The 23,807-nt window shown below is 46.9% G+C and carries 17 protein-coding genes; 15 read left to right on the forward strand and 2 right to left on the reverse strand.

Annotated features, from left to right (window positions below):
- Positions 1 to 27: 27 nt before the first annotated feature.
- Positions 28 to 168, forward strand: coding sequence for a hypothetical protein (locus tag KUA48_RS11940; protein ID WP_334649367.1), 141 nt, complete (start codon positions 28 to 30; stop codon positions 166 to 168).
- Here the strand turns inward: KUA48_RS11940 and KUA48_RS11945 are convergent.
- On the reverse strand, positions 155 to 1,057 hold the full coding sequence (locus KUA48_RS11945) for an Abi family protein (protein WP_256624510.1): 903 nt from the start codon (positions 1,055 to 1,057) through the stop codon (positions 155 to 157). The genes KUA48_RS11940 and KUA48_RS11945 overlap by 14 nt on opposite strands.
- 448 nt (positions 1,058 to 1,505) lie before the next feature.
- On the opposite strand from KUA48_RS11945, the gene KUA48_RS11950 reads away from it, so the two are divergent.
- From KUA48_RS11950 to KUA48_RS12000, 11 genes are all read left to right on the forward strand, one after another.
- Positions 1,506 to 4,766 carry a helicase-related protein gene (locus tag KUA48_RS11950; RefSeq protein ID WP_218433662.1) on the forward strand — a complete coding sequence of 1,087 codons (3,261 nt, stop codon included), beginning with the start codon at positions 1,506 to 1,508 and terminating at the stop codon, positions 4,764 to 4,766.
- 1 nt (position 4,767) lies between these two features.
- Complete coding sequence (locus KUA48_RS11955) at positions 4,768 to 5,442, forward strand: DUF4391 domain-containing protein (RefSeq protein ID WP_256624511.1); 675 nt, start codon at positions 4,768 to 4,770, stop codon at positions 5,440 to 5,442.
- Positions 5,443 to 5,454: 12 nt separating this feature from the next.
- Positions 5,455 to 5,592 carry a hypothetical protein gene (locus KUA48_RS11960; protein WP_367397153.1) on the forward strand — a complete coding sequence of 46 codons (138 nt, stop codon included), beginning with the start codon at positions 5,455 to 5,457 and terminating at the stop codon, positions 5,590 to 5,592.
- Between the two features lie 37 nt (positions 5,593 to 5,629).
- Complete coding sequence (locus KUA48_RS11965) at positions 5,630 to 7,363, forward strand: site-specific DNA-methyltransferase (protein WP_369503262.1); 1,734 nt, start codon at positions 5,630 to 5,632, stop codon at positions 7,361 to 7,363.
- 4 nt (positions 7,364 to 7,367) lie between these two features.
- Positions 7,368 to 10,436, forward strand: a complete 3,069-nt coding sequence (locus tag KUA48_RS11970; protein WP_218433663.1) for a type III restriction-modification system endonuclease — start codon at positions 7,368 to 7,370, stop codon at positions 10,434 to 10,436.
- 210 nt (positions 10,437 to 10,646) lie between these two features.
- A complete protein-coding gene (locus KUA48_RS11975; protein WP_119236068.1) occupies positions 10,647 to 11,084 on the forward strand; it encodes a hypothetical protein in 438 nt (145 codons plus the stop codon).
- Between the two features lie 389 nt (positions 11,085 to 11,473).
- Entirely contained in the window at positions 11,474 to 11,992 is a 519-nt protein-coding gene (locus tag KUA48_RS11980; RefSeq protein ID WP_218433664.1) for a hypothetical protein, read from the forward strand.
- 174 nt (positions 11,993 to 12,166) lie between these two features.
- Complete coding sequence (locus KUA48_RS11985; protein WP_118256003.1) at positions 12,167 to 12,679, forward strand: spore coat protein; 513 nt, start codon at positions 12,167 to 12,169, stop codon at positions 12,677 to 12,679.
- An 18-nt stretch (positions 12,680 to 12,697) separates the two neighbouring features.
- Positions 12,698 to 15,172 carry a hypothetical protein gene (locus KUA48_RS11990; protein WP_369503263.1) on the forward strand — a complete coding sequence of 825 codons (2,475 nt, stop codon included), beginning with the start codon at positions 12,698 to 12,700 and terminating at the stop codon, positions 15,170 to 15,172.
- Between the two features lie 3 nt (positions 15,173 to 15,175).
- Complete coding sequence (locus KUA48_RS11995) at positions 15,176 to 15,736, forward strand: DUF5675 family protein (RefSeq protein WP_203053250.1); 561 nt, start codon at positions 15,176 to 15,178, stop codon at positions 15,734 to 15,736.
- A gap of 61 nt (positions 15,737 to 15,797) precedes the next feature.
- The gene (locus KUA48_RS12000; RefSeq protein ID WP_218432380.1) at positions 15,798 to 16,802 is read left to right on the forward strand and encodes a phage antirepressor; all 1,005 of its coding nucleotides are present in this window, start codon (positions 15,798 to 15,800) and stop codon (positions 16,800 to 16,802) included.
- A gap of 49 nt (positions 16,803 to 16,851) precedes the next feature.
- Here KUA48_RS12000 and KUA48_RS12005 read toward each other — a convergent pair whose 3' ends face one another.
- Positions 16,852 to 17,523 carry an outer membrane beta-barrel protein gene (locus KUA48_RS12005; protein ID WP_256624426.1) on the reverse strand — a complete coding sequence of 224 codons (672 nt, stop codon included), beginning with the start codon at positions 17,521 to 17,523 and terminating at the stop codon, positions 16,852 to 16,854.
- 239 nt (positions 17,524 to 17,762) lie between these two features.
- Here KUA48_RS12005 and KUA48_RS12010 point away from each other — a divergent pair, with 239 nt between their 5' ends.
- The 3 genes from KUA48_RS12010 to KUA48_RS12020 are packed head-to-tail and all read left to right on the forward strand — an operon-like array spanning position 17,763 to position 23,654.
- Positions 17,763 to 20,252 carry a YfhO family protein gene (locus KUA48_RS12010; RefSeq protein ID WP_218432377.1) on the forward strand — a complete coding sequence of 830 codons (2,490 nt, stop codon included), beginning with the start codon at positions 17,763 to 17,765 and terminating at the stop codon, positions 20,250 to 20,252.
- Between the two features lie 50 nt (positions 20,253 to 20,302).
- Positions 20,303 to 21,124, forward strand: coding sequence for a GSCFA domain-containing protein (locus KUA48_RS12015; RefSeq protein WP_153114392.1), 822 nt, complete (start codon positions 20,303 to 20,305; stop codon positions 21,122 to 21,124).
- A gap of 52 nt (positions 21,125 to 21,176) precedes the next feature.
- The gene (locus KUA48_RS12020) at positions 21,177 to 23,654 is read left to right on the forward strand and encodes a bifunctional UDP-N-acetylmuramoyl-tripeptide:D-alanyl-D-alanine ligase/alanine racemase (protein WP_153079340.1); all 2,478 of its coding nucleotides are present in this window, start codon (positions 21,177 to 21,179) and stop codon (positions 23,652 to 23,654) included.
- The last annotated feature ends 153 nt before the right edge of the window (positions 23,655 to 23,807 follow it).

Below are 23,807 nucleotides of genomic sequence, written 5' to 3' on the forward strand. Positions count from 1 at the left end.
AATGATCTCCGTGGCTGCATCTTTGATATCTATTGTGTTACCGACGATGATAAACATTTCATCGTTGAGATGCAGAACAGATGGGTACCCTTCTTTGTGAATCGTTTCATCTATCTTTCTCTTCCGTTTCACTTAATTAAGTTACCGGACAATCCTATCCGTTTATAATCCACAACGGTTCGTTTTTCCACTCTTGTGGAAATCCCATAGAACGAGTATTTACAATCTCACTTTTATCTATGAGTTTCAAAAGGCGTTTGGAAAAACTTCCATTTGCAGCTATAGATTGTTCCAAATATGCAAGGCAACACAGTTGAGGATACAATTTATTGGGACGAAAATTGCCGGTAATAAGCCATTGAGAAGGTAAATAATTGGGCATTATAGGCATTGTTGGAAAACGTCTGTTCCAAATGCGAGCATGATGAGCGCAAGCATTTCTTAACACCGCAATACATTTTATCCAATTCTCTAAATATAGATATTGTGGAAGTAGAAACTCTTTTGTCACCTTCTTCTTGACAGAGTTGTCTTTGAAGTTGCAAAACAATTTGGATAGTGTACCAAAGGAAACAACCTCCAAAGTTTTCCAAGCTGGTGGAAATGAGGGAGCCGTGTAGCTGTTGTAGTATTCTGAAATAAAATCTTCTTTTGAACGATTTACCTCGGTTGCTATATTGTCAAGGCAAGAATTGAAAATACTTTGATTCTTAAATTTGCTGGCATCCATGAACCAAAACGGACCATGTTCCATTGAAAAATAATGGATGATTCGAGTACGGAATGCTATTTCTATGTCTTGGATTGCCGTAAAAATCAAAGAACGAAGTTCACGGTCGAAGACATATAAATTAGTAGCAAAAGTGAAACTGCTATTTTGTGCAAATCTATGTGATTCTGTATTCAGTTCCATCGGTTGTAGGTAGTTCGCAAAACGAAAATAGCTTACAGAATGAAGAAATTTTATAGCATCTTCTTCATCTTCGATTGTCAGCCCGCGTTCTTTCAAAATGTCAAGTTGACAATAAAAATCCATTGCTTGTTTTGTGTACTGCATATTACTTCAGTATAATATAAAACACGAAGTCCTGCCGTGGTACGCTTTCAAGAAGAGGCGTGGCAGGAACTGTTGCTGCAAAAATACTAATTTCATTCCAAAATGGCAACTTTTTGTTTAAGAATATGCATTTTAAATATGTTATTTAACATTGTATAACGGAATTTCGGTCAACGAACCATCTCATGTCATTTGATACTTTCTTCATAATTCTTTTCTTTTGATTCTATGTCGCGAAGATACAAAAGAATTCGAATAATCGGATACCATTTCATCTTTCTTATATTTTTCGCGCACTTATAAACATTTCCCCCTTGCCAGTAACTTTTTCCAAAACTTTTTCCCTGATTTTCTTGCATGTTTCGAAATATTGTTGTACTTTTGAAGGAGTAAGTGTATTGGAAATGCACTTTTTGTAGCGTAACTATCTGATTATTAGGTGAAACTTATGGAATTGATTAAGGTTATAAACAACGTGTCAGAACGGGTAGTAGATGATTTGAAGGCCAAATTATCTGAAGGATCTCGTGTGTCAATAGCTGCAGCCTCTTTTTCCATCTATGCTTTCGAAGCATTGAAGGAAGAACTGGAGAACGTTGATGAGTTGCGTTTTATCTTCACTTCGCCTACCTTCATCAAGGATAAGGTGAAGAAGGAGAAGCGTGAGTTCTTCATTCCAAAACTCAACCGTGAGCGCAATCTTTATGGCTCTGACTTCGAAATCAAACTCCGTAACAAACTGGAGCAGAAAGCCATCGCCAAGGAGTGCGCCAACTGGATAAGACGCAAGGTGAAGTTTAAATCAAATGTGTCACAGGAGTCGATGGGCGGCTTTATTTACGTAAACGGCACTGCCCCTTATGCCTATGCACCTTTTAATGAGTTTACCACCACAGAGTTGGGATGCGAGCGAGGAAACAGCTTGTATTCCATGGTTCAGGTTGTGCCCTCACCTTTCGCCGAGCAGTATCTGAACGTATTCAATGAACAGTGGAAGAATGGCGATAAGTTTGAAGATGTAACTGCCAAGGTGCTGGAATACATAGAAACCGTTTATCAGGAAAATTCACCCGAGTTTATCTACTTCATTACGCTATATAATATCTTCAGCGAGTTTCTCGATGATATCAACGAGGATGTTCTTCCTAACGAGAAGACCGGCTTCCGGGAGAGTGTGATTTGGAAAAAACTTTATAATTTCCAAAAAGATGCTGCCCTGGCTATCATCAATAAACTCGAAAAATACAATGGTTGTATCCTTGCCGATTCTGTGGGTCTGGGTAAAACCTTTACGGCACTGAGCGTCATCAAGTATTACGAAAACCGCAACAAGTCGGTTCTCGTATTATGTCCTAAGAAGCTCTATGACAACTGGAGCACCTTCAAGACTAATTACAAAAACAACCCTCTTGCCGCCGACCGCCTTCGCTATGATATTCTGTTTCACAGCGATTTAAGCCGAGATAGAGGTATGTCAAACGGAATTGATCTAGAACGAATCAACTGGGGTAACTACGACCTGATAGTCATAGACGAAAGCCACAATTTCCGCAATGGCGGTAATGTGGATGACGAGGATGATGAGGCTGACAACCTGGATATCGTAGATGATGGTAAGAAGAAGGAAAATCGCTATCAGCGACTGATGAACAAGGTGATTAGAGCAGGAATCAAGACAAAAGTCCTGATGCTGAGTGCCACTCCCGTCAACAACCGCTTCAACGACCTGAAGAACCAGTTGCAACTGGCATACGAAGGTCATGCTGAGCAAATCAACGAGGTTCTTGACATCGACCGCAGCATAGATGATGTGTTCCGCTCTGCACAGTTGGCATATAACCGATGGACCAAGTTGCAGCCCAAAGAGCGCACCACGCAACGCCTGCTTGAAGAACTGAACTTCGATTTCTTTGAATTGCTGGATGCGGTTACCATTGCCCGAAGCCGAAGCCACATCGTGAAATACTACGATACGAAGGATATCGGTAAGTTCCCTAAAAGATTGGCTCCTATATCCCGCCGCCCAAAGTTGACGGATTTGAGCGATAGCATCTCTTTCAGCGAGATTGCTGAACAGCTTAACAGGCTGAATCTGAGCATTTATACGCCTTCACTCTATATCTTTGATAGCGTGAAGGAGGATTATGAAATCAATATGGAAGGCTCGGGTATCTCTATCGACGGACGAGAGAAAGGTCTCCGCAAGCTGATGGCTACCAACCTGCTCAAACGTCTGGAGAGCAGCGTCAACTCCTTCCGTCTTACCTTGCAGCGCATCCAGGAATATATAGACGAAACGCTGAATACCATTGAAAGCAATGGGTGCAGCGGTTCTGTGGATGTTACCGAGTTTACGGATGATTTGGATAGCGCAGATAGCGATAACGACCCATTTGTGGGCAGAAATTCCAAAATCAACCTCCGGGATATTGATGTGATTCGCTGGTCACGTGATCTTCGCAGCGACCAGGAGAATCTTGCCCTGCTTCAGATTATGCTCCAGGATATTTCTCCCGAGCACGACTCCAAGCTACAGATGCTCATCGAAGATTTGAAACACAAGTTTGAGCATCCCATCAATCCGGGCAACAAGAAAGTGATTATCTTTACAGCCTTTGCTGATACCGCCAACTATCTGTACGACCAGCTGGCAGCACGCATCAAGGCGGATTGTGGGTTGAATGTGGCGCTTATCACGGGTTCTACGGATGGCAAATGCACCATACCGAAGTTCCCGATGAGTTTCAACAATGTGCTGACCTATTTCTCGCCCGTATCGAAAGACCGGGCTGCTCTCTTCCCGGATGCTACCGAGGAGATTGATGTGCTCATTGCCACTGACTGCATTTCCGAGGGTCAGAACCTGCAGGATTGTGATTTCCTCATCAACTATGATATCCATTGGAATCCAGTGCGCATCATCCAGCGCTTCGGCCGTGTGGACCGTATCGGCAGCAGAAACGATGTCATCCAGCTGGTTAACTATTGGCCGGATATGGAACTGGACCAGTATATCGAACTGAAAGGCCGTGTAGAGAGCCGTATGAAGGCCACCGTCCTCACCAGTACAGGCGACGACAACCTGTTGTCGCAGAACGAGAAGGGCGACCTGGAATACCGCAAGAACCAGCTCAAGAAGCTTCAGGAAGAAGTGATAGACATAGAGGATATGGATACCGGCATCAACATCATGGATTTGGGTCTGAATGAATTCCGCCTCGACCTGCTGGCATACGTCAAGGAAAATCCGAATGTAGAGCACTCGCCGTTTGGCATGAATGCGGTGGTGGCTAGTTCTGAGAACGCCAAGCCGGGTGTTATCTTCATCCTGAAGAATAGAAACAAGAATATCAATATCGACAGGAAGAACCTGCTGCATCCGTTCTATATGGTGTATCTGGGTGAAGATGGCTCCGTCATCTGCGACCACCTGCAGCCTAAGAAACTGCTCGATGTGATGCGCCACGTTTGCCGAGGCAAGAGCCAGCCGGATAAGGAGTTGTGCGCCATCATCAACCGGGAAACGGCTGACGGCCGACAGATGAGTCATTATAGTGATATGTTGGCGAAGGCGGTTGACAGCATCATTTCTGTGAAGGAAGAGTCAGATATCGACAGCCTGTTCTCCATGGGCGAGACGAGTGCCTTGCTGGGAGATGCCAAGGGGCTGGATGACTTTGAGTTAATAACATTCTTAATTATCAGATAGTATGATAGATTTACATTATCCTCCAACCACGTTTGTAGGCAAGCCCGTTCCCAAGAACGCTTTCTACCGGCATCTGGAAGTGAATGCGAAGATGAAGCAGCACTTCGTAGATGATGTGGTGGCCATCAAGTGGCTCTATAAGCTGGCTCCTTCCACTCTCAATGTGGCAGATGGCAAGGAGGTTCACGAGATTGTGGTCTTTTCTGCGCAGCTGAAGTCGCAGGATTGTCCGGATGATGTCTTCCTCTTCATCGATAGGAACATGCCTCGCCACGTGGTGTTTGTTCTGGAATATGAGGGGCAGTATAAGCTGCTGCTCAACTATAAGGAATGGCTGGATGCCTCAGCAGGAACCTTCAGGATAGTGAAGTCTTTCGCTTCGGAATGGCTCCGTGAGGCAGATTTGTCTTTGCCTATCCAGGGGCTTACGATGGATGCCATCTATGAAAATATGGCAGGCGTGATTTCCGGCTATGGCACGAGCCGTAGCGAGGAAACCAAGCGCATGGTGGAGCTGGAGTCCTTGATACAGAAGTGCAGGAAAGAGATTGCAGCCTTGCAGAAGCGGGTTCGGACTGAAAGGCAGTTTAACCGCCAGCTGGAGCTGAATAACGAGGCTCGGGCGTTGAAGAAGAAGGTTGCGGAATGGGAAAAAGAAATGAAGAATAATTTATAAAATATAGATAATATGGATAGACCCAATAGAATGGAATTGCAGTCGGCAGATGGAGCGCAGTTGAATCTGGATGCGCTTTATCAGATTGCGCCTTCGTGCTTTACGGAGGTAGCCGCCCCTGGTACGGGGGGGGGTAAAACGTGTAATTAATTTTGACGTACTTCGCCAGCTTCTTGGTGACAACGCAGTGGAAGATGCTCCTGAGACATACGAGTTCAACTGGGTTGGCAAGCAGGCAGCTCGTGCCGAAGTTTTGGAGCCTATTAAGAAGACACTGCGTCCCGTAAAGGAGGATAGTGTGGATTGGGACAACACCCAAAACCTTTATATTGAGGGTGATAACCTCAAAGTGCTTAAACTTCTCCAAAAGTCTTATCTGGGTAAGGTAAAGATGATCTATATTGATCCGCCTTACAATACGGGTAATGACTTTGTTTATCATGATGATTTTGCGATGTCTGCTGATGAGTATGCTGAGGCTTCGGGTTCAGTAGATGAATTAGGTAATAAATATATCAAGAACATGGATTCGAATGGACGTTTTCATTCGGATTGGTGCTCTATGATGTATTCTAGATTGATGGTGGCGAGAACGCTGTTGACAGAGGATGGTGTGATTTTTATCTCGATTAATGATATTGAGGTTGGAAATTTGCGAAAAATTTGTGATGAAGTATTTGGATGTGAGGGATTTATTGCAAATTTTATTTGGGAGAAAAGAGTTAATAGAGAAAATAGAAAAGAGGTATCGCAACGTCATGACCATATATTATGTTATTCAAAATCTAGTCAAGAAGGAAGACGATTAGCATTGCTTCCTATGAATGATAAAGCATTGGCAAATTATGGAAATCCAGACAATGATCCTCGTGGACTATGGAAATCTGATCCTGCTCATGCACAAGGTGGTCATGGAACTAAAAATCAATTTTATACTCTAATTGCTCCTAATGGGAAGCAGCACCAGTTACCTAGTGGTAGGTGTTGGGTATATACAGAACAAGAAATGCAAAAGGCTATAGCCGAAAATCGAATATGGTTTGGAAAAGATGGTAATGGAGTTCCACGAATTAAAACTTATTTGAATGCAAAGGAAAGAGGACTAACTCCTGAAACTATCTTGTTTGCTAATGAAGTTTCAACAAATGAAAAAGCAAAAAATGATCTTAAAAAATTATTTGATGGTGTTGCTGTGTTTGATACTCCAAAGCCAACAGAACTGGCCCTTCATCTACTAAAACTAGCATCTGTTAAAGATAGTATAATTTTGGATTTTTTCAGCGGAAGTAGTTCTACTGCTCATGCCGCAATGAAGCTCAACGCCGAAGATGGAGGTAACCGTAAATTCATTATGGTTCAGATTCCCGAAGAAACTCCGGAGGATAGCGAGGCAAGAAAGGCTGGCTATAAGACCATCCCTGAAGTTGCCAAGGAACGTATCCGCCGTGCCGGCAAGAAAATCAAGGAGGAATCTCCTCTTACCACTGCCGACCTCGATACCGGCTTCCGTGTCTTCCGTCTCGAAGAAGGCAATTACGAGGATGTAAAACTTTCTCCAAAGGATTATAATCAGGATGATCTTGATCTGTTCCTGAATAATATCAAGGCCGACAGAAACGACCTCGACTTGCTCTTTGGATGTATGCTCGATTGGGGCGTTCAGCTCTCTCTGCCTATGACCCAGGAAGTGGTGGATGGCAAGACCATCTATACCGTGAACGACGGCGACCTGGTGGCCTGCTTCGCCGAGAACGTATCAGAAGACGTAGTAAAAGCCATGGCAGAAAAGATGCCTTTGCGTGTCATTTTCCGTGACAGTTGCTTTGCTCAGGATGCCGACAAGATTAATATCTACGAGACCTTCAAGCAGAAGCTGGATTGGAGCGACCAGGAAGTAGTGAAGAATATTAGAGTGATTTAAGCCTATGAAACTCAGATATAAACATCAACGCTTCCAAACCGAAGCGGCGCTGGCTGTGGCTAATGCCTTTACAGGTCAGCCCAAAAGCGACGGACTGAGCGACCATATCGTGGACCAGGGAGTTAATCAAGACCTCTTTGTAGTAAAAGGCTTTGGCAACAAGAACGTCATCCTCGCTCCGGAAGCCGTCTGCGAGAATGTAAGAGCCATACAGACAGAACAGGGCCTGAAACCTGTTGAACAGCTGCAGCAGCTGCAAGGCGTAGGTACCGCCCTCACCATCGAAATGGAGACGGGTACGGGTAAAACCTATACCTACATCAAGACCATGTATGAACTGAATGCCCGCTATGGCTGGACCAAGTTTGTGGTGGTAGTGCCAAGCATCGCCATCCGAGAAGGCGTATTGAAGAGTTTTGAGAGCATGCAGGAGCATTTTGCCCAGGAATACGGCAAGCGCATGCAATACTTTATGTATAACTCCAAGCAGCTCAGCAAGATAGATGCCTTTGCCAGCGATGCCGGCATGCACGTGATGATTATCAATACCCAGGCATTCAACGCATCTATGAATGAGGAGAAGAGTAAGGGCGCACGTCCTGATAAGGCAGCCCGCATCATCTTCGAACGACGTGATGAGTTCGGTTCCCGCCGTCCTATCGACGTGCTGGCACAGACCCATCCTATCATGATTATCGATGAACCTCAGTCGGTGCTGGGTGTGGACAAGAAGAACAAGACCCGTAAGGGTATAGCCATGTTCAAGCCGCTTTTTACCCTTCTGTATAGCGCCACCCACCGCAAGGGTGATATATATAATATGGTGTATAAGCTGGATGCCATCGATGCCTACAACCAGAAACTGGTGAAGAAGATTGAGGTGAAGGGTATCAGACAGGTAGGCAGTACCGCCACCAACGGCTACGTCTATCTGGAAGAAATCGTCATCGGCAAGGGCAATCCGCAGGCTCGCATCAGCTTCGACATCAAGACGCAGACCGGAACGAAACAGGTAAGCAAACTCGTGGATGAGCGCTTCAACCTGAAGGAACAGAGTGGGGGACTGGCTGAGTATGACAACAACTTCATCGTAGAACGCATAGACGGCAGACAGGGAATCGTCCGCTTCCTCAACGGCTTGACTCTCCATGAAGGCGATGCCGTGGGCAGTGTGAACGAAGACTATATCCGTCGTATTCAGATTCGTGAAACCATCCGCACCCATCTGGAGCGTGAACGCCAGCTGTTCAGCCAGCATATCAAGGTGCTCAGTCTGTTCTTCATCGACCATGTGGATAGCTATCGCCTCTATGAAGGCGAGGATAGTAAGGGTAAGTTTGCCAAGATGTTTGAGGAAGAATATAACCGAGTGCTTTCAGAAATGCTGCCATCGTTTACGGATGAAGCCTATCTGCGCTATCTTTCAGACCCTCGCAATGCGGCATCCAACGTGCATCAGGGCTACTTCTCCATGGATAAGAAGGGCAAGGCGGTGGAATCGAAGGAAAGGCAGGGCGAGAACGAAGAGCGTGCCTTCGACCTGATCATGAAGGATAAGGAGCGCCTGCTTTCGCTCAGCGAGCCAGTCCGCTTCATCTTCTCGCACTCCGCCTTGAAGGAAGGTTGGGACAATCCTAACGTGTTCCAGATCTGCACCTTGAAGAACTCGGACAATGAGACCAAGAAACGCCAGGAAGTGGGACGAGGAATGCGCCTTTGCGTGAATCAGAAGGGTGAACGCCAGGATGCAGATGTATTGGGCGACCATGTGTTTGATACCAATATCCTCACCGTGATAGCCAGCGAGAGCTATGATGATTTCGCAAAGAAACTGCAGACGGAAATGGCTGAAGCCTGTGCCGACCGACCAATCGTTATCACCGCCCATCTTTTCGAGGGCAGGTCATATACGATGGCAGATGGAACCAATGGCAAGTTTGATATCAATCAGGCAAGAGTTATCTATAATGCCCTCATCCGTAAAGATTATGTGGATGATAACGGTGCTTTGACTGCTCAGTATTTTGAGGATAAGCGCAATGACAGGCTTGATTTTGAGAAGGCTAACGATTGGAGGAAGGGCATTATAGCAGCCCTCGATACCGTCTTTGATCCTGCGGCTGTAAGACCGGAGAATGGAAGAAAGCCTAAGCTTGCCAAGTTGCAGAAGGACAATTTTGCCAAGAAGGAGTTCCAGAATCTCTGGAAGCGCATCAACCGCCGCACCTACTATCAGGTAAGCTTTGAAACTTCTGGTCTTGTGAAGAAAGCCATCGAGGAACTTGATGAAAAGTTGAGGGTTACGGAAATCCGCATAGTGGTAGAAGGCGGTTCGATGGATGAAATCAGAGACAAGGAGTCGCTTGAAGCGGGCGTGGCTATGGATCAGGGCGATGTCCGGACCATCCATGTAACGGAAGCAGTGGGCAAGGAAGTGACATACGACCTGATAGGTCAGCTGGTAACTGCTACGGGGTTGACAAGAAAGACCATCGTGGAAATTCTGAAGGGTATCAAGCCTGAAACATTCAGCATGTTCAAGATGAATCCTGAGGAATTTATCATCAAGACCGGTCTGATTATCAACGACTGCAAGGCTCTTGCTGTTATCCAGAGTATTACATACGAGAAGCTGAATGATGAGTTCTCTACCGACATCTTTACGGTGGATGCTCTGCGAGGCAAGTTGGGCATCAATGCCATTGAGTCAAAGAAATCGCTCTACGACCTGGTAGTGCTCGACAGCATGGGTGTAGAAAAGAACTTTGCCGAGTCTCTGGAACGTGAAGATGACGTGGTAGTTTATACCAAACTGCCTCGTGGTTTCTACATCAACACGCCTATGGGCAAATACAATCCCGACTGGGCTGTGGCATTCCGTGAAGGCAGCGTGAAGCATGTGTATTTTGTGGCAGAAACCAAGGGTAATGATCTCCAGGGTTCACATCTACGCGGTATCGAGGGAAGCAAGATAGCGTGTGCCCGCAAGCATTTTGCTGCCATCAGCGAGAATGGTTACATTTATGATGTTGTCACAGACTATCAGGCATTGTATGATGCAGTGACGAAATAAGGATTGTGCAGAGCGATGCACCTACCGTAAATTTGTAAAAGTAAGGGGAAGAAGGCGAGTAACGTAAATTGCTCACTTTTCCCCTTTTTTGTATACTTTTCTGAGAATCATTAAAAAAGTAGTACTCTTTTTACGTCCTAAGGGGACGTAAAACGCTTGCGGGTTCCAACGATTATTGTTAATTTTACACGAACAAAAATAAAATTAGCAATGGTTGAAGAAGCAAAAGAAATAGAAAATTCAGAATCTCCGGCTGTTAGATTGGTGAGATTATCATATATAGAGAGGATTGGATCTCTTCTCAGTATCATGATTGGTGAGGATATTTCTCCTCGAAAATCAATCGTGAAGGAGTTTCATGTCTCTTATGATACGATTCGAAAGTTCCTAAATTTCGATTCTAAAATAAAGTTTGATACCATTGCAAAATTTTGCCACATTATAGGTCATTATCTTCATGTTGAATATGAGGCTGTCGACAACTACAAATCTAAAAAACATATCACAGATAGAGACGAAAGACTTGCACTCATAAAAAATCTGAAAAGACAATATGAAGAAATCTTTGGGGCAGGGGCAGAAGTGGTTAAAGACCTGAATAAGAAGAAAATTGATTTGCGTAAATTCGTAACGCAAGGAATAAAATAAATATAACTGGGCAGAAGAGATTATGTCGTCTGACACCAGTAGAGAGTAATAAGTTCTTATAAATAACAACAACTTAACCAGTGTAAAAATGAAAGATACAACATGAAATTTAGGGAGACATTCCTCATACTGCTCTGCAGCTCAATGTCTCCGAAGTAAGGATTCACCCTGGAAAACTTCCAGGGGCCACCTCTTCTTTAAAATAGAGGAAGTAAATTTAGTCTATCTTAAAAGGTGAAGATATATGACTAAAATATTTTACGGATTGCCAATCTGGCTAGTGCAGACTGGACCGGTTAACATCGAGGTAGTTATTAACGTAGAATTCAGTGGCAACAGCAAAGTGGTTATTGATTCTGCTAGTTTCAAACAGTTAATGAATATGGAAGATGAGAATTAGAATAGATAAAATCGTCTTCCGTGATCAATCCAGAATGATTGTTGGTAAAGATGATGATCAGCAAAAGGAGAATGAAGAGAGTGAAGAGGAAGAGCCAGGAACGGGTTCTGCAGGAGCGAGAGACAGAGCTCCTACGGTCGACTTGAAAGTGGTGAATGACCAATCTAAACCAGGAAAAGATGAAGAACATACACCGTCTTGTTTTCTATTGGAAGGCAGGGTTGTTCCTGTTGAACTTTGCAATGACAGAGCAACCAAGATATTCCGACTACTTAGAAACGCTCAAATCCTGAATGATGATTTCAAGCCCGTCAACAAAATGCCGTGGTGGAAAAGAGGGGAACTTGCCGATATACTGGCAACGGAACTGAACATCCAGCACACCTGGAAAGTGTTCGGCGTTTTCTGGGATATGGATGCTGAAAGTTTGAGAGGCGGATTCAATAAAGCTAAGGATCATGCTTATAAATATGATTTTGATGAAGAAATCATGGATATTTTGAGATAATTTTTGGTACGATGTGGTACGACCGTACTTCATCGTACCATAGCAGTGTCGCAGAATCGCCGTACATTTGCCCCCGGAATTCAGAACCGATATGGTCTGGGTTTCGGGGGCTTTTGTGTATAGGCACATCAACCGTTGTGGGAGCGCCCAACTGTTTAAAAAGGAATTTATAAGATGAAAGCAATGAAACCTTTTTATTTTGTTCATCCGCAGTACGGAAAACTGAGGGTGGTGGTGATTGGAGGCAAAATCTATTACTGCCTGATGGACGTGAAGAACATCTTCAAGAAGTCGGTACAGAAACTCTATGAGACGATTGCTGACTCGGAGGGGGAACTGAAAAATCTGAACATCATGATGATGAAGGATATGAAAATCAAGTATAACCTCTTCTTCGAGAACCAGGAAATGGGGAAGGAGGAAGCGGAGGCTGAGAACGTGAATGCGGATATCAACTTCTGCGATGAACAGCTGGTGAAAGACCTTGTTGACAGGCGTGTTGCTGCCGAGAAGATTGCGGCAAAATGGGTAATAGGCTTCGTCAAGAGCAGACTGAATGATGCTGAGAATGCTTCGCTCTTCGAGGCGAACGGGGTCGACGAGATTTCGGATAACTCGCTGATTCTGCCTATCAATGTAAGCTATGGCTCAGGGTATATCATGATTAACAGCGAAGTGTTCGATTAATAAAAATATGGAGGTAAAATGGAGACAGTACATGTAGTGGCAATTAATCCTTATCGTAAGGGAAATAAAGGGAAAGTTTTTTCTTACAATATCGATACTTATGATAAGGTCATCGGATCGAAGGAAATCAAGAAGATGATTCAGCAGATTCGGGGTGAATTGCCGATTGACGGAGTGGATTTGAACGATGCGCAGGCGGTGAAGAAGGCACAGGAGAGGCTCAAGAGCGAGCTGCCTTTCTTCTGTCCGCACTACGGCATGTTCAAGAATAATGTGCGCAGACAGGAGAATGCCTTGCCGGAAAGCTTTCTCTTCCAGACGATTATCGATGTGGATGATAAGGAGTATGTGGAGAAGGCGATTGAGAAGGCGCGCAAGCTGAACTGCTCTTCGGGGATATGGAACGGCTCGTTGCTGCATCTCTGTTATAGCGCTAGAAAGAAGCTGCATATCGGGATTAGAATGCCGGTGGGGATGACCATCGAGGAGACGCAGAAGGCGTATTGTGAGGCACTGGGCGTGCCTTATGATGAGAGCTGCATCACACCTGAGAGGATGATTTTCCTGACGGATAAGGACTCGGAAATCTACCGGTCTAAAATGTGGTGCGCAGTGCTGCCGGAGAGCGAGGTACAGGCTCGCAGAAAGGCTTTTCTGGACCGTGGACTGACGGTTGACGGAAGGGGAGATGCAAAAGTTAATAGTTTACAGTTTACAGTTAATGGCAATAGCAATGACAATGTTCAAAACAATAGACTTTCGGGCAATCATGGCTCTGGTGAACTGGGAGAGGCCAGCGAGAAGAATCTGATAGCCTTTGATCTGTTCGTGCAGTCGGCTGGGCTTGAAGGAATGGCGATTGATACCGTCGGGTCTCGGCACTCTTCGCTCCTCGCCATTATGAGCGCAGGCGCTTCGAGGGTGATGAGTGAGGAGGAACTGATGAAGGTGGTGAGGACGAAAATGCCGAGCTACTATCAGGAGGATGACTGCCATCAGCTGATACATGATTTCTATGCGAAATATGCTGACAGCTGCAAGCCGATGTCGAGGGATGTGATAAGGGTGAATGCGCTGGCGGAGCAGAAGGCGAATGAAGTGAAGAGTGAAGAACGAAGAGTGAAAAATTCAAATGCAGATGGTAATTATACAGTTCAAAGTTCAAATCTCCAAGTTCAAAGTAGCGAGGAGGATTATCCGGAACCGCCAGCGATGCCGGAGAAACTGCCGAAACTGGTGGAACTGCTGATATCTCGGACACCGGAGGTTTATAAGCCGGCAGTGGCGCACGCTATCTTTCCACCGTTGGCTACTCACCTCTGGCAGACGAGCTTCCGATATATTGATAATGTAGTGCATGAGGCTACGCTTTCTACTTGCTTGCTTGCCGGTACGGGTGCAGGTAAATCGTCTGTGGATAAGCCGATTAGGTATATTATGGAGGATATCAGAAAGCGGGATGCGGAGAATCTGAAACGTGAGAAGGAATGGAAGGAGGAGGTGACGCGCAAGGGTGCCAACAAGGATAAGCGCAAACGACCGGATAATCTTGTTATCCAGGAGATTGATGCTGATATGACCAGTCCGGCATTCGTGATGCGAACCGCAGAGGCGCAGGGGCGTTTCCTCTATACTTCGCTTAACGAGCTGGACCAGTTTGATGCACTCCGGGGTAGCGGTAACCAGCAGTTCCGCATCATGTGCCTCGCCTTCGACCCCTTCAACCTCTTTGGCCAACAGCGCGTGGGCGTTCAAAGTGTGACAGAAAGGGTAACGATCAGGTTCAACTGGAATGCATCTACCACCATTCAGAAAGGGCAACGCTACTTCTCAAAAGTTTTGACAGACGGTCCGATAAGCCGTATCAATTTCTGTACCATTCCGGAGCGTGAAATCGGTGACGAAATGCCTGTTTATGGCGATTACGATGATGCTTACCGTGAGGCGCTGAAGCCTTATATCGAGAATCTGAACAACGCCAGGGGACTGATTGACTGCCCTGAGGCATTCCAGCTTGCCCTTAAACTGAAGGATGAGAATGCGGAATTTTCACGCCTCTCTCAGGACCGAGTTTACGAGAATCTTTCTTTCCGTGCCAACGTCATCGCCTACCTGAAGGCGTGTGTGCTGTATGTGGCGAACGGTTGCAAATGGGAACCGGAGATTGACGAGTTCATCCGCTGGAGCGAGCGTTACGACCTCTACTGCAAGATGCGTTTCTTCGGTGATGCCATCAAGAGGGCGAATGATACAGGCGAGAAGTCGAGCAAGCGAGGACCATCCAACATGCTGATGCAGTTGCCGGATGAGTTTACTTACCAGCAGGTGATAGACTTGCGTGTAGCACGAGGTATGGATAAGAAGGGAACTTCAAGAATGTTAGGTAACTGGAAGGAACGTCATTACATCAAGGTTAAGGATAGCAACTCGGTTCCTCAGAAATTCAGTTCCTCAGTTTTTATTAAACTTAAATTCCGAAAGGAGAATTCATAGAGTATGGAAATAGTAGTAAAAAGAATTGCAAAAAAGAAGACTTATACGATAGGTCATCTTTATATCCTGAGCGATAAGGATGTGAAACGTACTTGGCGTTCGGGGGTAAAAATAGGCGACAAGCGTATCTTTGAGCACAGCTTTGATATGGCGAAGTTGGACAAGGAGCATTACTTCTGTGATACCCTGGAGCCTACGTGGAGAAACCTCCTGGGTGTCGAACTGAAGCCGGAAGAGGAGGATGGACGGTACAGCAGGGTATCGGGCAAGAAAGCCCGCAAGATACCGGGTCATACGGCGATACCGGAAGGCTCGTATCCTGTTGTTATCTCGAAATCGCCAAGGTTTAAGAAGTGGCTTCCGCTGGTGCAGGGTGTTCCTGATTTTGAGGGCATCCGCATTCATGCCGGTAATTATCCCGATGATACGCAGGGCTGCATTCTGGTAGGTGAAAATAAATTACAGGGTGCCGTCTTCAATTCCCGCATCTGGCTGCACAGGCTCATGAATGCCATTACCGCAGCGAGAGAACGAGCGGAGAGCGTTTGGATTACGGTGATGTAGTGTTGAATGTTGAATGTTGATTTTTGAATGTTGAGTTATTAATTTTTAAAAACAAATTATTATGGTAAAGTCAGTTAATACAAATAAAGTAGAAATGGATAAGAAGGCAGCAATTGCTGTCGTGTTTGAAAACTCAGAATTCGGTAAGGTTCGTACCTTGACCGATGAAAATGGGGAGCCATTGTTCTGTGCAAAGGATCTCTGTAATGTACTGGGATATAAGAGAGCGAATGATGCTGTAGATCAATTAGTTAAGCCACTTGATACGGCGAAACGCCGTACATGGGTAGCAACCGGTCTGAAGAAGGATGGAACCTCGGCGATGCGTCGTACTCTGATGCTCTATGTCAACGAGAGCGGTTTCTATGCTTTGGTTCTCGGCTCTAAGCTTTCTACTGCCGTGAAGTTCAAGAACTGGGTTACGGCTGATGTGCTGCCACAGATTCGCAAGACGGGCGGTTATATCCCGGTTCAGCAGGGCGAGAGTGATGAGGAGACAATCCGACATGCGGAAGAAATCCTCCGTGCTACGCTCAAGGAGAAGGAGAATCTGCTGAAGAAGCAACGTCTGCAGATTGAGCAGCAGAAGAAGCTTATCGGTGAACAGGATACGGAAATCCGACGTTTGAATGGAGTTGTGGATGAACAGGTGGTTCACATCGCTAAGAGTGGTGATAACATCATCCAGTTGGAGAATCAGGTGGGTAATCTTCTGCCTAAAGCGCTTTACAGCGATAACGTGCTCGATTCCGTTTCCTGCTTCACTACTACGCAGATTGCGAAGGAACTCGGTATCACTGCGCAGGAGTTGAACCGCTCGCTCTGTGCTCTGCATATCCAGTACTACCAGAGCGGTCAGTATCTCCTCTATGCTGATTATGCTCACATGGGCTTGGCGAAGAGCCGCACCCGCTACAGCGCCTTCCTCGCCCCGAAGAGCGATGGCAGACAGGAGAAGATGGGCAGAGCCTACACCCATACCTATCTCGTATGGACCGAGCGAGGACGAAAGTTCATCCATGACCTCGCCCAGCGATACTTGGAACTGTGTGAAGTTTATAGTTAATAGTTTATAGCCCCTGATGTGTTCTTGCATCAGGGGCTTTTGTTTGTTCCTAGAAGTTAACTCCGAAATTGAACTGGAGGGCTCCATTGCGCGATTTGTCGAAACTGTCGTGGCAGATGTTGGCAAGACCGATATCGTAGGTGAGATCGGCATAGAACATGTCGTAGCCGATGCCGCAGCCGATGCGGATACCACCATCAAGGCGGCGGAAGTTTGCATCCTTGAATGAGCTCTCTGCTTCACGCTCGGCAAAGTTCTTGATCTTGCCTCCTACACCAACGGCAAAATAGCCGCCTACCTGAGGCTGGATGGAGAAGTGGTCGTCTACCTCGTACTTGTACTTCAGTACGGCTGGAATCTCAAGATAGTTGAGGTCGTAGGTCATCTTCTTGCCTTCAGGAAGATCCTTCTTGCCACCTTTCTCTATATACGAAAGTCCGGTCTCGAGATAGAGTGGGGCGCTGTCGGTCAATGGAATGCCGGCTACTACGCCCACATTCAGACCGGTCTGCCAGTCGCCACCATCCAGACGGGAATCGTCGGAATTGACAAAGGTGAAGGCAGGACCGATGCGGAATCCGTAATACGGGCTGCTGTAGTTGTAACGGTAGTCGAGACGGTCTGTCCTGCTGTTGTAATATCTGCTGTCACGATAATTCTGTGCTGCTGCCGGCATCAGAGCCAGGAGCAATGCCATCATGATGAATGCTAATCTTTTCATAATTCTTATTCTTTTATACATTAATATATGCTGTTTGAAGAAACTTGTTTTATGGTGCAAAGGTACGAATAAAAAACGAAACGGCAGCGAGCGTTTCCCTAAATGATAGAGGGGAACCCCTATTTCTGACCTAATACAACTTTCTCAACAAAAAAAATATAAATTTTTGCTATATTTTTTGTTTTGTCTCCAATTTGTGCTATCTTTGCCTTCAAATTATAAACGTTTATATAGAAATTATGAAATTTTTGAAGAAGTATCTACTGGATATTCTGGTAGTTATTGCATTTGCAATCATCTCCTTCGTCTACTTTATGCCTGCCGATATGGACGGACGAATCCTCTTCCGACATGATGCAGCGGCAGGAAAGGGACTGGGACATGAAAAGGAACTCTTCCAGCAGCAGACGGGAGAGACTACACGATGGACGAACTCGGTGTTTGGCGGTATGCCTACCTATCAGATGTCGCCTTCGTATGACAGTAATCAGGTGCTCAGCCAGATTGTGAAGGCATATCATCTGTGGTTGCCAGACTATGTTTGGTATGTTTTTGTATACCTCCTGGGCTTCTATATCATGCTGCGTGCCTTCAACTTCAGACAGTCGCTGGCGGCGCTGGGAAGTATCATCTGGGCATTCTCGTCCTACTTTTTTATCATTATCGCTGCCGGACATATCTGGAAGGTATGGGCGCTGGCTTATCTGCCGCCGATGATTGCGGGCGTGGTGCTTGCCTATCGGGGCAAGTATCTCAAGGGACTGCTCCTTACTGCCATCTTCTCGGCTTTCGAGGTGCAGGCTAACCACGTGCAGATGACTTATTACTACCTCTTTATCATCCTCTTCATGGTGATTGCCTTCCTGGCAGATGCCATCAAGAAAGGTGAACTCGCACGCTTCGGAAAGGCTACGGCGGTATGCGTGGTGGGTGCCCTCATCGGTATCTCGCTCAACCTCTCGAACCTTTATCATACCTGGCAGTATGGTCAGGAAACCATGCGTGGAAAGAGTGAACTCGTAAAGAAAAATGCGGCTAACCAGACCAGCAGCGGTCTGGATAGAGACTATATCACACAGTGGAGCTATGGTATCGACGAAACATGGACGCTGATGATTCCGAATGCCAAGGGCGGTGCCTCCGTGCCGCTGGCGCAGAACCAGCAGGCGATGGAAAAGGCTGATCCTAACTTCGTTCAGATTTACCAGCAGCTGGGACAGTACTGGGGCAACCAGCCGGGAACGAGCGGACCTGTATATGTAGGTGCCTTCGTCTGCATGCTCTTTATCCTGGGCCTGTTTATCGTGAAGGGTCCGATGAAGTGGGCGATGCTTGCTGCCACCATCCTGAGCATTCTGCTCGCCTGGGGTAGAAACTTCATGCCGTTTACCAATTTCTTCCTCGATTATGTGCCGATGTATGCCAAGTTCCGAACGGTGGCATCTATCCTGGTCATCGCAGAATTCACCATCCCGTTCCTGTCGATGATGGCGCTGAAGAAGATTGTAGATGAGCCGGAGATTCTGACAGAGAAGATAAAATATGTATATGCCAGCTTCGGTCTGACAGCAGGCTTCTGTCTGCTCTTTGCCATCATGCCGGGCGTATTCTTCCCAGATTTCGTATCGGTACAGGAGACACAGGCGCTGCAGCAGTTGCCTCAGGAGTATATCTCTCCAATCATGAGCAATCTGACGGATATCCGCAAGGGCATCTTTACATCCGACTGCTGGCGTTCGTTCTGGATTATCCTCATCGGTTCGGCACTGCTGATGCTCTTCAAGATGAAGAAGCTGGGCAAGGAATATATGATTGCCGGCATCGCCGTGCTCTGTCTGGTGGATATGTGGATGGTGAACAAGCGCTATCTCTACGATGATATGTTCGTTGACAAGGCGCAGCGCGATACACCGCAGCAGATGACCGAGACCGACAAGATTATCTGCCGTGACAAGGAACTCGACTACCGTGTGCTGAATCTGGCATCGAATACATTCAATGAGAACGAAACCTCTTACTACCACAAGAGCATCGGCGGTTATCATCCAGCCAAGCTCCGTCGCTACCAGGAGATGATAGATGCACATATCGCTCCTGAGATGCAGAAGACGATGCAGGCGGTAGCTGCTGCGGGCGGCGATATGACCAAGGTGAACGGCGACAGTATCTATCCGGTATTGAACATGCTGAATACCAAATACTTCATCATGCCGCTGCAGGGCGGACAGACCGTTCCGGTTCTGAATCCGTATGCCTACGGCAATGCATGGTTCGTAGACGAGGTGAAGTATGTGAACAATGCCAACGAGGAAATTGATGGCGTGGGCAAGGTGAACCTCCGACACGTGGCTGTGGCTGATGCCAAATTCAAGGAACAGCTGGCGCAGAGCGTGAAGCAGGATGATACTTCGGTGGTGAAGATGACGCAGTATAAGCCGAACAACCTGACTTACGAGGTGAAGTCGAGCAAGGGCGGCGTGATCGTATTCTCTGAGATTTACTATCCGGGCTGGACGGCTACGGTTGATGGACAGCCGGCTGAGCTGGGCAGAGTGAACTATATTCTGCGTGCGCTGAACGTGAAAGCTGGTAACCACAAAGTGGTTCTCGATTTCCATCCTCAGTCGCTCAAGAATACCGAGACGGTGGCTTACATCGGTTATGGCGTTCTGGCTCTCCTTATTATAATAGGTGTAGTGGTTGAGGTGAGAAAGCGCAAGAAGGAATAGCGGGGATTGCAAATCCCCTTAGACTGATAGACTGATTGCAAATTCTGATGATGCGATTTAGAACAGAAATAGATATTCCGAAGGCCGACTTCGAGATAGGGGCGGCAGAGCGGATGCTCTTTGTGGGCAGTTGCTTTGCCGACAATCTGGGGCGGCGGTTTGTGGAGAACCGCTTCCGGGCTACGGTGAATCCCTTTGGGGTGATGTATAATCCGGCAAGCATTCTCCATACGGTAGAGAAATGTTCCGAGGTGCGTCCCCGTGTGGCTGTCTTTACGCTGGGTACCAACCATGTGTATATCCTGAAGGAGACGGGCGAGATAGTGGACAACTGCCAGAAGCGCCCGCAGCGCCTCTTCGAAGAGCGGGAACTGAGCGTGGACGAATGTGCCGGCTATCTGCAGAAGGCTATCAATCTGCTGAAATCGCAGACCGCAGCATCCGGTAGCAGTGAAGGCACTCTGAAGGTAATCATCACGGTAAGTCCTATCCGCTATGCGAAATACGGCTATCACGGGAGTCAGCTTTCGAAGGCTACGCTCCTGCTGGCAGCCGATAAGCTGGTGAAGGAGAATCCCGGAGTGGTGAGCTATTTTCCGGCTTACGAGATCATGAACGATGAACTTCGTGACTACCGCTTCTACAAGGAAGACATGCTGCACCCGAGCGAACAGGCTGTGGAATATATCTGGGAGCGGTTCCGGACAACTTACTTCGGCAAGGCAGCAGAGCAGTTTCTGGAAGACTGGAGGCCTATCCGCGAAGCACTCGGCCACAAACCCTTCCATCCCGAGAGCGAGGAACACCAGAAGTTCATCGCCAGGACGGAAGAGAAGAAAAGACAATTTGAGGAGAAATATCATCTCTTATAAAATGGAGAAATATCATCTCTTATAAAATAAAGAATATTTAAATAACAAGACAATGACATATACTATTGAAAAGGTAACCACACTGATAGGTGCGCGTCGCTATGGAGACAATGATACCAACATCGGTTTTATCCTGACCGATAGTCGTTCACTTTGTTTCCCAGAGGAAACTCTGTTCTTTGCGCTCAAGTCGGAACGTAATGATGGTCATAATTACATCCCTGAGCTGTATCGCAGAGGTGTGAAAAACTTTGTTGTAACGAATGTGCCTAAGGGCTATGCTTCTGATTATCCGGGAGCCAACTTCCTGAAGGTAGTAAATACGCTCGAGGCTCTCCAGCGTCTGGCTGAGCGCCACCGTGACGAGTTTAATATCCCTATCGTAGGCATCACGGGTTCAAACGGCAAGACCATGGTCAAGGAGTGGCTCTACCAGCTGCTCTCGCCAAGCATGTTTGTTACCCGCAGTCCGCGCAGTTACAACTCTCAGATAGGTGTGCCATTGTCGGTATGGCTGATGAACGAGCAGACCCAGGTGGGCGTTTTCGAGGCAGGTATCAGTATGCCTGGCGAAATGCTTGCCCTGCGTGACATCATCCAGCCAACCATCGCCGTACTGACCAATCTGGGTGCTGCCCATCAGGAGAACTTCTCTTCCATGGAGGAGAAATGCCGGGAGAAACTCATCCTCTTCCATGATGCAGAGACCGTAATCTATGATGGCGATGACGAGGTTATCAGCAAGGTGATAGCCGAATATCCCGACTATAAGGGCGAGAAACTCTTCTGGTCGCTCAAGAATGCGGAGGCTCCTTTCTATGTAAAGAACATCGAGAAGCAGCAGAGCGTGAGCGTGATTACCTATATATATAAAGGTGTGGAAGACAGTTTCTCTATCCCGTTCATCGACGATGCATCTGTACAGAATGCCATCATCTCTGCCGTCGTGGCATCGAAACTCGGTCTTTCGGCTGAAGATATCGACAAGCGCATGGCACAGCTCGAACCTGTGGCAATGAGACTGGAGGTGAAGGTAGGACAGCACGGATGTACGCTGATCAACGACAGCTACAACAGTGATATCAATTCGCTTGATATCGCTCTCGACTTCATGAACCGCCGTCCAGACCATCGCGGTCGTCGCCATACGCTGATATTGAGCGACATTTACCAGAGCGGTCAGGCACCGGAGGTATTATATAAAGAGGTGAGCGATTTAGCCCGTAAACGTGGCGTGGTAAAGTTCATCGGTATCGGTCCTGAGCTCTGCAAGCAGCACGACGTGATTCAGATTTCAGAGAAGTTCTTCTTCCCGAATGTAGAGGAATTCATCGCCAGCGAGGTGTTTGCTTCCCTGCGCGATGAGGTGATTCTGCTGAAGGGCGCCCGTCAGTTTGGCTTCGACCAGCTCACCGAACTGCTGGTACAGAAAGTACACGAGACTACGCTGGAGGTGAATCTGAACGCCGTGGTAGCCAATCTGAACTACTACCGTGCGTTTATGAAGCCGGAAACCAAGCTGGTATGCATGATCAAGGCAGACGGCTACGGTGCAGGTGCCGTAGAGATAGCCAAGACCCTGCAGGACCATCGTGTAGACTATCTGGCTGTGGCTGTAGCCGATGAGGGCGTTACGCTGCGCAAGAACGGCATCACCAGCAACATCATGATCATGAATCCGGAGATGACCGCCTTCAAGACCATGTTCGATTACGACCTGGAGCCGGAGGTTTACTCTTTCCGTCTGCTCGATGCGCTCATCAAGGCAGCTGAGAAAGAGGGCGTAACCGGTTTCCCTGTCCATATCAAGCTGGATACCGGCATGCACCGCATGGGCTTCGACCCTGAGAACGATATGGAGGAACTCATCGGCAAGCTGAAGCACCAGAATGCCATCATCCCACGTTCTGTGTTCTCTCACTTCGTGGGCAGCGATGACGACAGTTTCGATGATTTCTCAGCTCATCAGTTTGAACTCTTCGACAAGGGCAGCAAGCAGTTGCAGGCAGCCTTCGACCATAAGATATTGCGCCATATCTGCAATTCGGCAGGTATCGAGCACTTCCCGGAGCGCCAGCTGGATATGTGCCGTCTGGGACTCGGACTCTACGGCATCAATTCGCGCAACAACAAGACCATCAACTGCGTGAGCACCCTGAAGACAACCATTCTGCAGATGCACAACGTGAAGGCAGGTGACAGTGTGGGCTACAGCCGCAAGACGATTCTCGACAGAGACAGCGTCATCGCAGCCATCCCTATCGGATATGCTGACGGACTGAACCGCCGTCTGGGCAACCGTCATGCCTACTGTCTGGTGAACGGGCAGAAGGCAGATTATGTGGGCAACATCTGTATGGATGTGGCTATGATAGACGTGACCGATATCCCTTGCAAGGAAGGAGATTCGGTAGAAATCTTTGGCGAGCATCTGCCTGTCCAGACACTGAGCGACATCCTCGAGACCATCCCTTACGAGGTGCTGACCACCATCAGCAACCGTGTGAAGAGAGTTTACTTCCAGGACTAGGAAGTGAAGAGGGAAGAACGAAGAGGGAAGAATGAAGACCGATTCGGTAAAAAATCATTTAAAAACGTATAAAAATAGAGAAATCCTATCAGAAATGTTCTGATGGGATTTTTTTTGCGTAAATTTTTCCATCAAAACGTATTGTAATTGAAG

Source organism: Segatella copri, from assembly GCF_019249795.2.
Taxonomy (GTDB): domain Bacteria; phylum Bacteroidota; class Bacteroidia; order Bacteroidales; family Bacteroidaceae; genus Prevotella; species Prevotella copri_B.

What these genes read in the sequence shown, in the direction of transcription:
- KUA48_RS11945 (WP_256624510.1), bottom strand. Translation starts at nt 1,057, where the DNA reads ATGCAGTACACAAAACAAGCAATGGATTTTTATTGTCAACTTGACATT.
- KUA48_RS11950 (WP_218433662.1), top strand. Translation starts at nt 1,506, where the DNA reads ATGGAATTGATTAAGGTTATAAACAACGTGTCAGAACGGGTAGTAGAT.
- KUA48_RS11955 (WP_256624511.1), top strand. Translation starts at nt 4,768, where the DNA reads ATGATAGATTTACATTATCCTCCAACCACGTTTGTAGGCAAGCCCGTT.
- KUA48_RS11960 (WP_367397153.1), top strand. Translation starts at nt 5,455, where the DNA reads ATGGATAGACCCAATAGAATGGAATTGCAGTCGGCAGATGGAGCGCAG.
- KUA48_RS11970 (WP_218433663.1), top strand. Translation starts at nt 7,368, where the DNA reads ATGAAACTCAGATATAAACATCAACGCTTCCAAACCGAAGCGGCGCTG.
- KUA48_RS11975 (WP_119236068.1), top strand. Translation starts at nt 10,647, where the DNA reads ATGGTTGAAGAAGCAAAAGAAATAGAAAATTCAGAATCTCCGGCTGTT.
- KUA48_RS11980 (WP_218433664.1), top strand. Translation starts at nt 11,474, where the DNA reads ATGAGAATTAGAATAGATAAAATCGTCTTCCGTGATCAATCCAGAATG.
- KUA48_RS11985 (WP_118256003.1), top strand. Translation starts at nt 12,167, where the DNA reads ATGAAAGCAATGAAACCTTTTTATTTTGTTCATCCGCAGTACGGAAAA.
- KUA48_RS11990 (WP_369503263.1), top strand. Translation starts at nt 12,698, where the DNA reads ATGGAGACAGTACATGTAGTGGCAATTAATCCTTATCGTAAGGGAAAT.
- KUA48_RS11995 (WP_203053250.1), top strand. Translation starts at nt 15,176, where the DNA reads ATGGAAATAGTAGTAAAAAGAATTGCAAAAAAGAAGACTTATACGATA.
- KUA48_RS12000 (WP_218432380.1), top strand. Translation starts at nt 15,798, where the DNA reads ATGGTAAAGTCAGTTAATACAAATAAAGTAGAAATGGATAAGAAGGCA.
- KUA48_RS12005 (WP_256624426.1), bottom strand. Translation starts at nt 17,523, where the DNA reads ATGAAAAGATTAGCATTCATCATGATGGCATTGCTCCTGGCTCTGATG.
- KUA48_RS12010 (WP_218432377.1), top strand. Translation starts at nt 17,763, where the DNA reads ATGAAATTTTTGAAGAAGTATCTACTGGATATTCTGGTAGTTATTGCA.
- KUA48_RS12015 (WP_153114392.1), top strand. Translation starts at nt 20,303, where the DNA reads ATGCGATTTAGAACAGAAATAGATATTCCGAAGGCCGACTTCGAGATA.
- KUA48_RS12020 (WP_153079340.1), top strand. Translation starts at nt 21,177, where the DNA reads ATGACATATACTATTGAAAAGGTAACCACACTGATAGGTGCGCGTCGC.